This is a genomic window from Pseudomonas sp. EA_15y_Pfl1_P101 (assembly GCF_963970835.1).
Classification (GTDB): domain Bacteria; phylum Pseudomonadota; class Gammaproteobacteria; order Pseudomonadales; family Pseudomonadaceae; genus Aquipseudomonas; species Aquipseudomonas tritici.
On the sequence record NZ_CAXAPA010000001.1, the window covers coordinates 26,103 to 39,608 of the forward strand.

The 13,506-nt window shown below is 59.2% G+C and carries 14 protein-coding genes; 4 read left to right on the plus strand and 10 right to left on the minus strand.

Going from position 1 to position 13,506, the window contains the following annotated elements; translation table 11 throughout:
* Positions 1 to 16 precede the first annotated feature (16 nt).
* Genes AACY36_RS00130 through pdeM form a run of 3 tightly spaced genes read left to right on the plus strand, consistent with a single transcriptional unit; the run spans position 17 to position 4,596 of the window.
* The gene (locus AACY36_RS00130) at positions 17 to 1,408 is read left to right on the plus strand and encodes an ArnT family glycosyltransferase (protein WP_339418112.1); all 1,392 of its coding nucleotides are present in this window, start codon (positions 17 to 19) and stop codon (positions 1,406 to 1,408) included.
* Positions 1,409 to 1,465: 57 nt separating this feature from the next.
* Positions 1,466 to 3,946, plus strand: a complete 2,481-nt coding sequence (locus AACY36_RS00135) for a ligase-associated DNA damage response DEXH box helicase (protein ID WP_339418113.1) — start codon at positions 1,466 to 1,468, stop codon at positions 3,944 to 3,946.
* Positions 3,946 to 4,596: a ligase-associated DNA damage response endonuclease PdeM gene (pdeM, locus tag AACY36_RS00140; RefSeq protein WP_339437971.1), complete on the plus strand. Its 651-nt coding sequence runs from the start codon at positions 3,946 to 3,948 to the stop codon at positions 4,594 to 4,596. The genes AACY36_RS00135 and pdeM overlap by 1 nt, the downstream gene beginning before the upstream one ends.
* A 15-nt stretch (positions 4,597 to 4,611) precedes the next feature.
* Here the strand turns inward: pdeM and AACY36_RS00145 are convergent, their stop codons facing one another.
* Together AACY36_RS00145 and dcd are read right to left on the minus strand one after the other, a co-directional pair.
* Complete coding sequence (locus tag AACY36_RS00145; protein ID WP_049709645.1) at positions 4,612 to 4,812, minus strand: hypothetical protein; 201 nt, start codon at positions 4,810 to 4,812, stop codon at positions 4,612 to 4,614.
* A gap of 108 nt (positions 4,813 to 4,920) precedes the next feature.
* Entirely contained in the window at positions 4,921 to 5,487 is a 567-nt protein-coding gene (gene dcd, locus AACY36_RS00150; protein ID WP_010212421.1) for a dCTP deaminase, read from the minus strand.
* A gap of 386 nt (positions 5,488 to 5,873) precedes the next feature.
* On the opposite strand from dcd, the gene AACY36_RS00155 reads away from it, so the two are divergent.
* The gene (locus tag AACY36_RS00155; protein ID WP_002554837.1) at positions 5,874 to 6,083 is read left to right on the plus strand and encodes a cold-shock protein; all 210 of its coding nucleotides are present in this window, start codon (positions 5,874 to 5,876) and stop codon (positions 6,081 to 6,083) included.
* A 154-nt stretch (positions 6,084 to 6,237) separates the two neighbouring features.
* Here the strand turns inward: AACY36_RS00155 and rpoS are convergent, their stop codons facing one another.
* The 8 genes from rpoS to AACY36_RS00195 form a co-directional block, all read right to left on the minus strand.
* On the minus strand, positions 6,238 to 7,242 hold the full coding sequence (rpoS, locus tag AACY36_RS00160) for an RNA polymerase sigma factor RpoS (protein WP_339418116.1): 1,005 nt from the start codon (positions 7,240 to 7,242) through the stop codon (positions 6,238 to 6,240).
* Positions 7,243 to 7,348: 106 nt separating this feature from the next.
* The gene (locus tag AACY36_RS00165; protein WP_339418297.1) at positions 7,349 to 8,185 is read right to left on the minus strand and encodes a peptidoglycan DD-metalloendopeptidase family protein; all 837 of its coding nucleotides are present in this window, start codon (positions 8,183 to 8,185) and stop codon (positions 7,349 to 7,351) included.
* Between the two features lie 207 nt (positions 8,186 to 8,392).
* Complete coding sequence (locus tag AACY36_RS00170) at positions 8,393 to 9,028, minus strand: protein-L-isoaspartate(D-aspartate) O-methyltransferase (RefSeq protein ID WP_010563544.1); 636 nt, start codon at positions 9,026 to 9,028, stop codon at positions 8,393 to 8,395.
* A 41-nt stretch (positions 9,029 to 9,069) separates the two neighbouring features.
* Positions 9,070 to 9,819 carry a 5'/3'-nucleotidase SurE gene (gene surE, locus AACY36_RS00175; protein WP_339418117.1) on the minus strand — a complete coding sequence of 250 codons (750 nt, stop codon included), beginning with the start codon at positions 9,817 to 9,819 and terminating at the stop codon, positions 9,070 to 9,072.
* Positions 9,807 to 10,865, minus strand: a complete 1,059-nt coding sequence (gene truD / locus AACY36_RS00180; protein ID WP_339418119.1) for a tRNA pseudouridine(13) synthase TruD — start codon at positions 10,863 to 10,865, stop codon at positions 9,807 to 9,809. Before truD ends, surE begins: the two co-directional genes overlap by 13 nt.
* On the minus strand, positions 10,862 to 11,335 hold the full coding sequence (gene ispF, locus AACY36_RS00185; RefSeq protein ID WP_025855145.1) for a 2-C-methyl-D-erythritol 2,4-cyclodiphosphate synthase: 474 nt from the start codon (positions 11,333 to 11,335) through the stop codon (positions 10,862 to 10,864). Before ispF ends, truD begins: the two co-directional genes overlap by 4 nt.
* Positions 11,336 to 11,389: 54 nt before the next feature.
* Positions 11,390 to 12,235 (minus strand): S-formylglutathione hydrolase, encoded by an 846-nt coding sequence (gene fghA, locus AACY36_RS00190; protein WP_370468013.1) that lies wholly within the window; start codon positions 12,233 to 12,235, stop codon positions 11,390 to 11,392.
* Positions 12,236 to 12,323: 88 nt separating this feature from the next.
* Positions 12,324 to 13,436 (minus strand): S-(hydroxymethyl)glutathione dehydrogenase/class III alcohol dehydrogenase, encoded by a 1,113-nt coding sequence (locus AACY36_RS00195; protein ID WP_065880066.1) that lies wholly within the window; start codon positions 13,434 to 13,436, stop codon positions 12,324 to 12,326.
* Between the last annotated feature and the right edge of the window lie 70 nt (positions 13,437 to 13,506).

Below are 13,506 nucleotides of genomic sequence, written 5' to 3' on the forward strand. Positions count from 1 at the left end.
CATAAAGGCTGACGGCATGAATCATTCCGCGTCCGTGCGTTTGCTCTGGGGCATCCTGTTCGCGGTGCTGCTGGCGCGCCTGGTCACACTCGGGCTCTATCCAATCATGGATACCTCGGAGGCCCGCTATGCCGAAATTGCCCGAAAAATGCTCGTTTCCAATGACTGGATCACGCCGATGTTCGATCACGGTGTGCCGTTCTGGGGCAAGCCGCCTTTGTCATTCTGGCTACAGGCCCTGAGCATGAAAGTGTTCGGCATCAACGAGTTCTCCAGCCGTTTTTCAACCTGGCTGCTGCATGTCGCCAGCTGCGCGCTGATCGTGCACTTCGCCTGCCGCGAGCGCAGCCTGCGAGTCGGCCTGACGGCAGCGATTATCTACTCGACTTGCACACTCGGGTTCCTTTCCAGCGGTGCCGTGTTGACCGACGGCGCATTGGCGTTCGCCCTTTTGCTCGCCCACTTGGGCGTGTGGCGCGGTTTGATGCACGGTGACCGCAGGTGGGCCATGGCGGGATTTCTCGGGCTTGGCCTGGGCCTGCTCGCAAAAGGCCCGCTGGCGCTTGTGTTGCTGGCGATGCCCGCGTCAATCTGGCTGGCGCTTACCGGCCATTGGCGGCGATTGCTGGGGCTGCCATGGTTGCCGGGGTTGGCACTGATGCTCGTCGTGGCCATGCCCTGGTATTGGCTGGCCGAACTGAAAACCCCGGGTTTTCTGGAGTACTTCATCGTCGGCGAACATTTCAGTCGCTACGTCATCAGCAAATGGCAAGGCGATCTATACGGCAGCGCGCATGCGCAACCCTTGGCGATGATTTGGGGGCACCTGCTGGGCGGGCTTTTGCCCTGGGCGCTGTGTTTACCGATGCTGGTCAAGCTGCGCGGGCAATTTGAAGGTCAGCGGGAGTACTTGATCTTTGTACTGGGGTGGGCTGTTTCAGCGCCCTTGTTCTTTACCATGTCCACCAACATTCTCTGGACCTACGTACTGCCCGCGCTGCCAGCCTGGGCGTTATTACTGGCTGAGGTGCTGTGCCGCAAAATACGCGGTACCGTCATCGCAGCCATGGCGTCGGCCTTGCCACTACTGGGCTACATCTTGATCATCAGCGGCGAGGTTGCCGACCGCCCACAAAACCAGAAAAACATGGTTGCGCTTTGGAAAGCGCAACAAGCCGCTGCGCCCGGCGACTTGATCTACCTGGGCTCACGCTCCTATTCGGCCGAGTTCTATAGCAGCGGCTGGGCACGGCACACCAAAAGCCCACAACAACTGCCGCTGTCGAAAGACTTTTACCTAGTCCGACGCAAAAACAACCAGCAACCGCTGCCGCCAACCTTGACCTGCAACGCAGTGGCCCAGGCCAATACCTACCAATTGCATTACTGTCGTGCTGCACCCGGTTAAACCTTTGGCAGGCGTTCAGGGTCTGTGCAATAAGCCCTTCAGAGCGTCAGCGCCCGCATGGCAAAACCTCTCGACTTCGCCCGGCAATGGTTCACCGCCAAAGGCTGGAAGCCGTTCGCCTTTCAAAAAGAAGTCTGGGCGGCGGTCAAGGAAGGCCGATCGGGTTTGCTGCACGCCAGCACCGGCGCCGGTAAAACCTATGCACTGTGGTTTGCCGCGCTCAACCGCTTCGCCATCACGCGCCCAGCGGCAACCGGTAAACGCAAACCGCCGGTTGAACCGCTGACGGTGCTGTGGATCACGCCCATGCGTGCGTTGGCCGCCGACACCGCCCGCGCCCTTGAAGCGCCGCTCGAGGCGTTACAGATTCCCTGGCGTGTCGGCCTGCGCACCGGCGATACCAGCAGCAGCGAACGCGCACGGCAGACCCGCCGCCAGCCCACCGCACTGGTCACCACTCCGGAAAGCCTGACGTTAATGCTCGCCCGCGCCGATAGCGAAGCCAGCCTGGGAAACCTGCGCATGGTGGTCGTGGATGAGTGGCACGAACTGATCGGTAATAAACGCGGCGTGCAACTGCAACTGGCGCTGGCACGCTTGCGGCGCTGGCATCCAGAGTTGATGGTGTGGGGTATTTCGGCAACTTTGGGTAATCAGTCTCACGCATTGGAAGTACTGGTCCCACAGGGTGACGGGATCAATGTGCAGGGGCTAACGACCAAGCAGTTGATCATCGACACGTTATTGCCACCCGTTACAGAACGTTTTCCCTGGGCCGGGCATATCGGCTTGAAGATGCTGCCCCAAGTGGTGGCCGAGGTGGAAAGCAGCAGCAGTTGCCTGGTCTTTACCAACACGCGAGCGCAATCGGAAATCTGGTACCAGGCATTGCTTGATGCCCGTCCCGATTGGGCCGGAGTGATTGCCCTGCACCATGGTTCGCTGTCGCGAGAGACCCGTGACTGGGTGGAGCGGGCGTTGAAAGACGGCCAGCTCAAGGCGGTGGTGTGTACGTCAAGCCTGGACCTGGGGGTGGACTTCCTGCCGGTGGAGCGCGTACTGCAGATCGGCTCGGCCAAAGGCGTGGCCCGCCTGATGCAACGCGCGGGTCGCTCGGGACACGCGCCGGGGCGGCCCTCGCGGGTGACATTGGTGCCGACCCACAGCCTGGAGTTAGTGGAGGCCGCAGCAGCGCAGGATGCGATTGCGCAGCGGCGCATTGAAGCGCGCGAGTCGCCGCACAAATCGTTGGATGTACTCGTCCAGCATCTTGTCAGCATGGCATTGGGCGGTGGCTTTACACCGCAAGCGCTGCTGGCCGAGGTACGCGGCGCCTGGGCTTATCGCGATCTGACGGATGAAGACTGGGCCTGGGCGCTGGGATTTGTGCGCCATGGTGGCCTTTCGTTGACGGCTTATCCGGATTACCGTCGCGTCGAGCCGGACGAGCACGGCATCTGGCGCGTCCCGGACGCAAGGCTGGCACGTCGGCATCGCATGAGCATCGGCACCATCGTCAGTGACGCGAGCATCCAGTTGAAGTTCTGGAGCAAGGGCGGCGGCGGCAAAAACCTCGGCAGCGTCGAGGAAGGTTTTATTGCGCGGCTCAAGCCGGGAGATGGCTTCCTGTTCGCCGGGCGCTTGCTGGAGCTGGTGCGGGTCGAAAACATGACCGCCTATGTACGCCGCAGCACCGCGAAAAAAGCCGCTGTGCCGCGCTGGAATGGTGGGCGCATGCCGCTTTCCAATGAGCTGGCCCAGGCCGTCGTCGTGCGCTTGGATGAAGCGGCCCAGGGACACTTCGAAGGGCCGGAGATGCAGGCGGTGCAAACCCTCTTGCAAACACAATTGCGCTGGTCCGGCTTGCCGACGCGCGCGCATTTGCTGGCTGAAGCCCTGAAATCGAGGGAGGGATGGCACCTGTTCCTCTACCCCTTCGCCGGACGCCAGGTGCACCTGGGGCTGGCGAGTGTGTTGGCGTGGCGGGTCAGCCGAGGGCAGCCGGTCACCTTCTCCATTGCGGTGAATGATTACGGGCTGGAGTTGTTGAGTGCCACGCAATTGGATTGGCCGGCGCTGTTGAACGACGCGCTGCTGAGTTCTGAAAACCTGCTGGATGATGTGGTGGCCAGCCTGAATGCCGGGGAGCTGGCCCTGCGCCGTTTCCGTGAAATCGCACGGATCGCCGGGCTGGTGTTCGCCGGTTACCCTGGCGCGCCGAAAAGTACCCGACAGGTGCAGGCGTCCAGCGGGTTGTTCTTTGAGGTGTTCAAGCAATATGACCCGCAGAACCTGCTGCTGGCCCAGGCGGGGGAAGAAGTCCTGCGTGATGAGTTGGATATTCGCCGGCTGGAAGAGACATTACGTCATCTGTCGGCGCTGAAACTGGACCTGCATGAGATCGAACGGCCTACGCCGCTGGCCTTTCCCCTGTTGGTTGAGCGGATGCGCGAAAGCATGAGTTCGGAAAAACTCTCTGAGCGCATTGCGCGGATGGTCAAGGACCTGGAAAAAGTCGCGGATAACGGGAAGCGCTGATGGTTTGTTCGGTAATGCTAGAGGGAGAAGCGTTGTGGTTGCTGGCAGACAAGGCCGTCTATTGGCCTGCGCGTCAGTGCCTGTTGATTGCAGATGCGCATTTCGGCAAGGCGTCGGCGTATCGAAGCCTGGGGCAACCGGTGCCGCAGGGAACCACGACCGAGAATTTGCAACGACTGGACCGGCTGCTATCGACGCTACCGTGTGCACAGATGATCTTTCTAGGTGATTTCCTACACGGTCCAGGCTCCCATGCCAGCGGCACGCTGAGCGCACTGAGAACCTGGCGAGCACGCCATCCTGACCTGCCTATGACCTTGATTCGAGGCAATCATGATAAACGTGCGGGTGACCCGCCTGCGGATCTGAGGATCGAGGTTGTTGCGCAGCCGCTGCTGATGGCCCCGTTTGCACTGCAACACGAACCGGAAGCCCATGCGACCCACCATGTATTGGCAGGGCACGTGCATCCTGTGTATCGCTTGCGCGGCAAGGGACGGCAAAGTTTGCGCCTACCGTGCTTTCAGATCGGGACGCAGGTCAGCTTGCTGCCGGCGTTTGGCGCGTTTACCGGTGGCTTTGCCGTGGAACACGCCAATGACCGCCGAATATTTGTCATCGGCGACCATCAAGTTTGGCCAGTGCATTGATTGGCTGACGAGGTGTCAGGCTACAGGCGCGGGAGGCGGCTCATCTGGAACAGTGGGCGAGCCCGGTTCTTCAATGGGCTGCGGGGAATCCGGGTCTGGCTGGCCGGGAATACCACCCGCATACGCAGGGTCGGCCATCAGGGACCAGGCCAGAACGCCAATCTGGTTGGGTTCAAGCCGGGCAATTTCTGCGCTGATTCGCGGGTCGATCTTCATAAAGTACTCCTCAAGCGTGGCTCGACGCGTTTTACACGCGCCGAGGCAGTACACCTAGATAGAGTCACTTTCTTCAGACTAATTCCCTTTACGCGTAAGACCTTTCTATCAAGCGCGTGGGAGAGTGACGCCGCGCTGGCCCTGATACTTGCCCGCGCGGTCTTTATAGGACACTTCACAGGCCTCGTCAGACTGCAGGAACAGCATCTGCGCCACGCCTTCGTTGGCGTAGATTTTCGCCGGTAGCGTCGTGGTGTTGGAGAATTCCAGGGTGACGTGGCCTTCCCACTCAGGCTCAAGCGGAGTCACGTTGACGATAATGCCGCAGCGCGCGTAGGTACTTTTACCCAGGCAGATGGTCAGCACGTCGCGGGGGATACGGAAGAACTCCACGGTGCGCGCCAGGGCGAAGGAGTTCGGAGGGATGATGCACACGTCGCTCTTGACGTCGACGAAGCTCTTTTCGTCGAAGTTCTTTGGATCGACGATGGCCGAGTTGATGTTGGTGAACACCTTGAATTCATCGGCACAGCGCACGTCGTATCCATAGCTGGAAACGCCGTAGGAAATCACCGGGGCATCGCCTTGGCCGCGGATCTGCCGCTCGACGAACGGTTCGATCATGCCGTGCTCTTGCGCCATGCGGCGAATCCACTTATCCGATTTGATGCTCATGGCGGTGTCCTGAATAGCGAGGTGAAAAATCTGTTCGGCATCTTACCGGGGCCGGCGTTGGGGTTCAAAGGCCACGGGACTTTTCTTAAAAAAACGCCGGTTGCTTACACGTCTTAGCCAACGGAGCCGGGCCCCCTATAGCGGTGGGAGGGGAATAGAAATACCACCCCCAGTCACGAAAATAGAGAAACCTTCGGAAATATCATTGGCACGTCCGAGAAAAACAGTTAAGGTGACGTCACTGTGTTGCTTGTGTCACTGAGAATCTCTACACGATATGTTGAATTTCGATCCAACCATCTCCAAGAATTTTTCCTGCTCTTTGCACTCAGTCTCGGCCAGGGCTTTTCCTGAGTCGCAGTTAACTTTGTTCAAGGAGTTACACCATGTCTAATCGCCAAACTGGTACCGTTAAGTGGTTCAACGATGAAAAAGGCTTCGGCTTCATCACTCCACAATCCGGTGACGACCTGTTCGTTCACTTCAAAGCTATCCAATCCGACGGCTTCAAAAGCCTGAAAGAAGGCCAACAGGTTTCTTTCATCGCTACCCGCGGTCAGAAAGGCATGCAAGCTGAAGAAGTTCAAGTTATCTAACTTGTACTGACTTAGTCGAAAAGACCCCGCCCTTAAAAGCGGGGTTTTTTTATGCCTGGGATTTCATGCAGCATGACTGTGCTACGGCAGCAGAAAGCAAAACGCCCGGCGCACTCTCATGCACCGGGCGCTTTAATAGCGGCCTTAGGCGTCGTTACTGGAACAACGACTCACTCGACAAGCCATTCTTCTCCAGGATCTCGCGCAAGCGCTTGAGCCCTTCCACCTGGATCTGCCGCACCCGCTCACGGGTCAGACCGATCTCCAGACCTACGTCTTCCAGGGTGCTGCTCTCATGGCCACGCAGGCCGAAGCGGCGAATCACCACTTCACGCTGCTTGTCCGTGAGCTCAGACAGCCACTGGTCAATGCTCTGGGAAAGATCATCGTCCTGCAACAGCTCACAAGGATCCGTAGGGCGATCATCCGTCAGGGTGTCCAGCAGGGTTTTATCCGAATCCGGACCCAACGAGACGTCGACCGAAGACACGCGCTCGTTAAGACCAAGCATGCGCTTGACCTCCCCTACCGGTTTCTCCAGCAGGTTGGCGATTTCTTCAGGCGAAGGTTCATGATCGAGTTTTTGGGTAAGCTCACGCGCTGCCCGCAGGTAGACGTTGAGCTCCTTGACCACATGGATCGGCAACCGGATCGTGCGAGTCTGATTCATGATCGCCCGTTCGATGGTCTGACGAATCCACCAGGTCGCATAGGTCGAAAAGCGGAAGCCCCGCTCAGGGTCGAACTTCTCTACCGCCCGGATCAAGCCAAGGTTGCCCTCCTCGATCAAGTCCAGCAAGGAAAGCCCACGATTGACATAGCGTCGGGCGATTTTCACCACCAGGCGCAGGTTGCTTTCAATCATGCGCTTGCGCCCGGCCGGATCGCCCTTTTGCGACAAGCGCGCAAAATGGACTTCTTCTTCGGGGGTAAGCAGAGGGGAAAAGCCGATTTCATTGAGATACAACTGGGTCGCATCGAGCGCCCGCGTGTAGTCAATGTATTTGTGTTGCTTTAACGCGGTGGCGTTCTTGGATTTGGTGCGAACTGAAGGTACAGCAGGTCCCTCATTCGACATCGATTCCGTAGCAATGCCGGTCTCCATAAGGAGGACCTCATCGTCGATGTCAAACTCCGGCGCTTCTTTACTGAGAGCCATTGTTATAGTCCTTTGGTGAGTTCGACCTCAAGCTCAAGCGGCGCCTTTATCCTTGGCAACGCTGGAGCCTGTTCCTTCTACGTGAGGGAACAGGCTGTGCAACATATCAACGACGGGGTAAGAATTGCAGCGGATCTACAGGCTTCCCTTGTCGGCGAATCTCAAAGTGCAGTTTCACCCGGTCCGTACCAGTTGACCCCATTTCGGCAATTGTCTGTCCGACTTTGACCTGCTGCCCCTCCCGAACCAACAGCCTACGGTTATGACCGTAAGCACTGACGTAGGTATCGCTGTGCTTGATGATGATCAGCTCGCCGTAGCCCCGTAAACCACTCCCGGCGTACACAACCGTCCCATCAGACGCAGCTAAAACAGGCTGTCCCAAATCTCCGGCGATATCAATGCCTTTATTCAAACTACCGTTTGAAGAGAATTTTCCAATCAACACGCCGTTTGAAGGCCATCCCCAACCGGTCGGCGAAGGCCCAGCAGGTGGCAACGGCGCGGGTGCCGGCTTGTTCGCAGAGGCAGGCGCCGCAGTACCGGCAGGCCGGGTGAAGACGGTAGTTTTGCTTGAGGACGACGGCGAAGAACCACTCTTTGTCACGACTGCCGTAGGCGTTGAACCCGTGCGACCGTCGAAGCGAATCGTCTGACCCGGATGTATCGTGTAAGGCACAGGAATATTGTTACGCGCTGCGAGGGCCTTGTAGTCCCAGCCATAACGGAAGGCGATCGAAAACATCGTATCGCCCTTTCGCACCACATATTGCCCGGTGGTTACCGTCGGCCTTTGCGGTGCCGCATTATTACGATCAACCACCCGCGCGCCGCCGCTTGGCGAGCTGGAGCACCCTACCAACACAGAACTGAAGACGAGGCCAAGCACCAGTCGATGAAAGCTTGTTTTACTCATACGCTGCGCAAGACCTGTGAGACTCACCCGCCGCTCCCTTTGTGCTGGCTGAACATGAACGCCTGTATCAGGCTTGAAATATGACGCAAGTATAACTGGGCATTGGAGTTTTACCGGCACACGTCTGAAACGAATCGTCCAGCGTGTTGAATCGTCGCGCCAGTGATGTTGATTCAATAGACCCCGCCGTAAGACACATCCCCGCCAGCAGAATTCACCGCCGGAAAAAATTGATCAGGCCAGCGGGCCATTGAGCAGCGGTACAAAACGAACAGCGCCCAGTACATGCCGTGAAAAGCCTTCGTCCTCACGGATAATGAGCATCAATTGTTGCACTTCACCGGAGCCGACCGGAATCACCAGGCGCCCACCGGGGGCGAGTTGATCGAGCAGCGCTTGCGGAACATCGGTGGCCACGGCAGTAACAATGATGCCGTTGTACGGTGCCAGCGCCGGCCAACCTTCCCAGCCATCGCCCCAGCGAAACACCACGTTGCGCAGGTTCAACTCCACCAGGCGCTCCTTGGCGCGGTCTTGCAGCACCTTGATGCGCTCCACCGAGAACACCCGCTCCACCAACTGCGCCAGCACGGCGGTCTGGTAGCCGGAGCCCGTACCGATTTCCAGCACCTTGTCCAACGGACCCGCGGCCAGCAGCAGCTCGCTCATGCGCGCCACCATGTAAGGCTGGGAAATGGTCTGGTTATGGCCGATGGGCAGCGCCGTGTCTTCATAGGCACGGTGGGCCAGGGCTTCATCGACAAACAGATGGCGAGGCGTGCGCCGGATCACTTCCAGCACCTGGGCGTTGGACAAGCCCTCTTCGTACAGGCGCTGTATCAGGCGTTCGCGGGTACGCTGGGAAGTCATCCCGATGCCCCGGCGCAGCAAGTCGTCTTGTTCACGGCCCATCAGCGCAGCCCCTCCAGCCAGCCATCGAGACCACTGAAGGCATCACTGAAGGTGCGATCAAATTGCAATGGGGTAATCGATACATAACCTTGCATCACCGCATGAAAGTCCGTGCCCGGACCGCCATCTTCGGCGTCACCCGCTGCAGCGATCCAATAGCCTTCCTTGCCGCGCGGATCAATTACCTTCAACGGCGCCGCCGCGCGGGCGCGATGGCCCAGGCGCGTGAGCTGGATGCCGCGAATATGATCAAGGGGCAAGTTGGGAATATTGACGTTGAGCACCGTGCGCGGCGGCAAGTCCAGGGAGCCATGAGCCTCTACCAGCTTGCGCGCGAAATAGGCCGCGGTCGGCAGGTTATCCAATTGGCGCGAGGCAAACGAAAAGGCGAACGCGGTTTGGCCCAGGAAACGCCCTTCAAGGGCTGCCGCCACGGTACCGGAATACAGCACGTCATCCCCCAGGTTCGCACCAAGATTGATGCCCGACACCACCAGGTCCGGCTGCGGATCCAACAGGCTGTTGATCGCCAGGTGGACGCAGTCGGTAGGCGTGCCGTTCACGCTGATAAAGCCATTGGCCAGGACCTGCGGGTGCAGCGGACGGTCGAGCGTCAACGAACTGCTGGCGCCGCTCTTGTCCTGGTCGGGGGCAACCACCACGCACTCGGCATAATCTTCCAGCGCAGCATAGAGCGCGGCAAGACCGGGTGCGGTGGCACCGTCATCGTTTGATATCAGAATACGCATGGGTTGTCCGTCTGCCCCACCGGCACCAGATCAACAAGCTCGCGCACCAAGACAGTGGCGAAACATCCGGCCGGCAGGACGAATTCCAATTGCAGAATGTCCAGCGAGGGATAATGCCACGTCAAACCGCCAATGGGCAGTCGCAGAATGCGACGTTCCTGGCTCATGCCGGCATTCACCAGCCAATCGCGCAGGTCGGCTTCACCGGCGGCGACCGCCTGTTCCAGCTCGAAGGTTGCGCCACTGGCGGGTGAGTCACCTTCCCCCCACTGCGGCCCGGTCGGGTGCAGGTCCAGAATGGCCAGGCGCGGGTCGCTGCATTCCGCCTCCCCCGCCGGGAAAAAGCTGCGGCTGTCAGTAAACGCCAACAGGTCGCCGACCTGCGCGCGCTGCCAGGAACCGTCGGCCACGCGCGCCGCCAGCACCTTATTGAACAGGTAGCTGCGCGCCGTCGACAGCAGCCGTGAACGCACGTTGCGCTGTTCCGGCAAAGCCTTGCGTGCGGCCCACTCGCGGGCGTCAACCACGTTGCCACCATTGTGACCAAAACGCTGGGCGCCGAAATAGTTGGGGATGCCCTGCTGTGCAATCACTTGCAAACGCGCGTCGAGGGCGGCGGTATCACCGGCCAGCTGGGTCAGGCGCAAGGTGAAACCATTGGCCGAATGTGCGCCGCGCTGCAATTTGCGTTTATGTCGGGCGGTCTTGAGAACCTTGAGGCTTTCGTTTTCCGCAGCGCTCATGTCCGGATCGGCTTTGCCTGGCAACTGCACGCTGAACCATTGGCGGGTCAACGCCTGGCGATCCTTGAGCCCGGCATAGCTGACAGTGCGCAACGGCACGCCGGCCGCCTTGGCGATACGCCGCGCGGCTTCTTCTGTATTGAGGCCACGCTTCTCAACCCACAACCACAGGTGCTCACCCTCGCCGGTCAGCGGGATATCCAGCACCTCATCAACCTGGAAGTCTTCAGCGGTCGCCTTCAGGACCGCGCTGCCCAAGGCTTCGCCATAGGCCCGTGGGCCCAGCAATTGCAGATCATTCATGCGCGCAGCAACAAGGCAACGGAGTGCACGGCGATGCCCTCTTCACGACCGGTGAACCCGAGCTTTTCGGTGGTGGTAGCTTTCACGTTCACTTGATCCAATTCAATGTGCAGGTCTGCGGCAATCAGTGCGCGCATCGATTCAATATGGGGCGCCATTTTTGGCGCCTGGGCCACGATGGTGTTGTCGACGTTGCCGACCTTCCAGCCTTTGGCATGGATCAGGCCAACCACATGGCGCAGCAATACACGGCTGTCCGCGCCCTTGAAGGTCGGGTCGGTGTCCGGAAAGTGCTTGCCGATATCGCCCAACGCCGCCGCGCCGAGCAAGGCATCGCTCAAGGCATGCAACACAACGTCGCCATCGGAATGAGCCAGCAACCCATGGTGGTGCGCAATGCGCACGCCGCCCAGGGTGATGAAATCGCCTTCAGCGAAACGGTGCACATCGTAGCCGTGGCCAATACGCATATAAAAACGCCCCGATTTAATTCAGGGCGTGATTCTACCTACTTTTGCCTCACATTAACCGAGCAAAGCACGACCATGGTGTCGCAAATGGTCTTCGATGAAGCTGGCGATAAAGAAGTAACTGTGGTCGTAGCCAGGTTGCAGCCGCAGTTCCAACGGATGGTTGGCTGCCTTGGCCGCTTGCTGCAGGGCTTCAGGCTTGAGTTGCACGGCAAGGAAATCGTCGCGATCACCTTGGTCCACCAGCAGTGGCAGCTTTTCCGCGGCTTCGCTGATCAGCACGCAGGTATCCCACTCGCGCCATTTCGAACGCTCTTCGCCCAGGTAGCGGGAAAAGGCCTTCTGGCCCCATGGGCAGTCCATCGGATTGCTGATCGGCGAAAACGCCGACACCGACAGGTAACGCCCGGGATTGCGCAACGCACACACCAGTGCACCGTGGCCACCCATGGAGTGACCGCTGATGCCACGTTTATCTGACGCCGGGAAATGCGCTTCAACCAACGCAGGCAATTCCTTCACAACGTAGTCATGCATCCGATAGTGCTTGGCCCAGGGCTCCTGCGTGGCATTCAGATAGAAGCCGGCGCCAAGGCCAAAATCCCAGGCGTTATCGGGATCACCCGGAACACCCGGCCCACGAGGGCTGGTGTCCGGCGCCACGATGATCAACCCCAGCTCGGCGGCCATGCGCTGCGCGCCGGCCTTCTGCATGAAGTTCTCATCGGTGCAGGTGAGACCGGACAGCCAGTACAGCACCGGCAACTTACCGCCCTGCTCCGCTTGCGGCGGCAGGTAGACGGCGAAGGTCATGTCGCAGCCGAGCACGAGGGAGCTGTGTTTGTAGCGTTTATGCCAGCCACCAAAACTCTTTTGGCAGGAAATATTTTCCAAGGTCATGGGAATGCTCCCAGCTAGAAGCTACAAGCTCCAGGCTGCAAGTAAGGCGCGCTCACTTGCAGCGTATGGCTTGTCGCTTGCCGCTGCTTCAAAAATGAATGACGGTACGAATGCTCTTGCCTTCATGCATCAGGTCAAACGCTTTGTTGATGTCTTCCAGGCCCATGGTATGGGTGATGAAGGTGTCCAGCGGGATCTCGCCGGTCTGGGCCATTTCCACGTAGCTTGGCAGCTCAGTACGACCGCGCACGCCACCGAAGGCCGAACCGCGCCAGACGCGACCGGTCACCAGCTGGAAGGGACGCGTGGCGATTTCCTGACCGGCACCGGCCACGCCGATGATCACCGACTCACCCCAACCTTTGTGGCAGCACTCGAGGGCAGCGCGCATCAGTTGAACGTTGCCGATGCATTCAAAGGAGAAGTCCACGCCGCCATCGGTCAGGTCGACAATCACGTCCTGGATCGGGCGATCGTAGTCTTTCGGGTTGATGCAGTCGGTCGCACCCAACTGTTTGGCGATCTCAAACTTGGCCGGGTTGATGTCAATGGCGATGATGCGGCCAGCCTTGGCCTTGACTGCGCCGATGACGGCGGACAGGCCGATACCGCCGAGACCAAAGATGGCCACGGTGTCGCCCGGCTTGACCTTGGCGGTGTTGATCACCGCGCCGATGCCGGTGGTGACGCCGCAACCCAACAGGCAGACCTTTTCCAGTGGCGCTTCTTTAGGAATCTTGGCCACGGAAATTTCCGGCAACACGGTGTACTCGGAAAAAGTCGAGGTGCCCATGTAGTGGAAAATCGGCTGACCCTTGTAGGAAAACCGCGTGGTGCCATCCGGCATCAAGCCTTTGCCCTGAGTGGAGCGAATGGCCTGGCAAAGATTGGTCTTGCCCGACAGGCAGAATTTGCACTGACCGCATTCCGGGGTGTACAGCGGGATCACGTGATCGCCGACGGCTACGGAGGTCACGCCTTCGCCGATCGCTTCAACCACTGCACCACCTTCATGGCCGAGGATCGACGGGAAGATACCTTCGGGGTCGGCGCCCGACAGGGTGTAGGCGTCGGTATGGCATACACCGGACGCGACCACGCGCAACAGCACCTCGCCAGCCTTGGGCATGGCGACATCCACTTCAACAATCTCAAGGGGCTTCTTGGCTTCGAAGGCTACGGCGGCGCGGGACTTGATCATCCGGGTTTCTCCATGGAGTTGAATACTGAGACGGTGAGTGTAAAACATGGCTAGCTGATTAATAATCCAA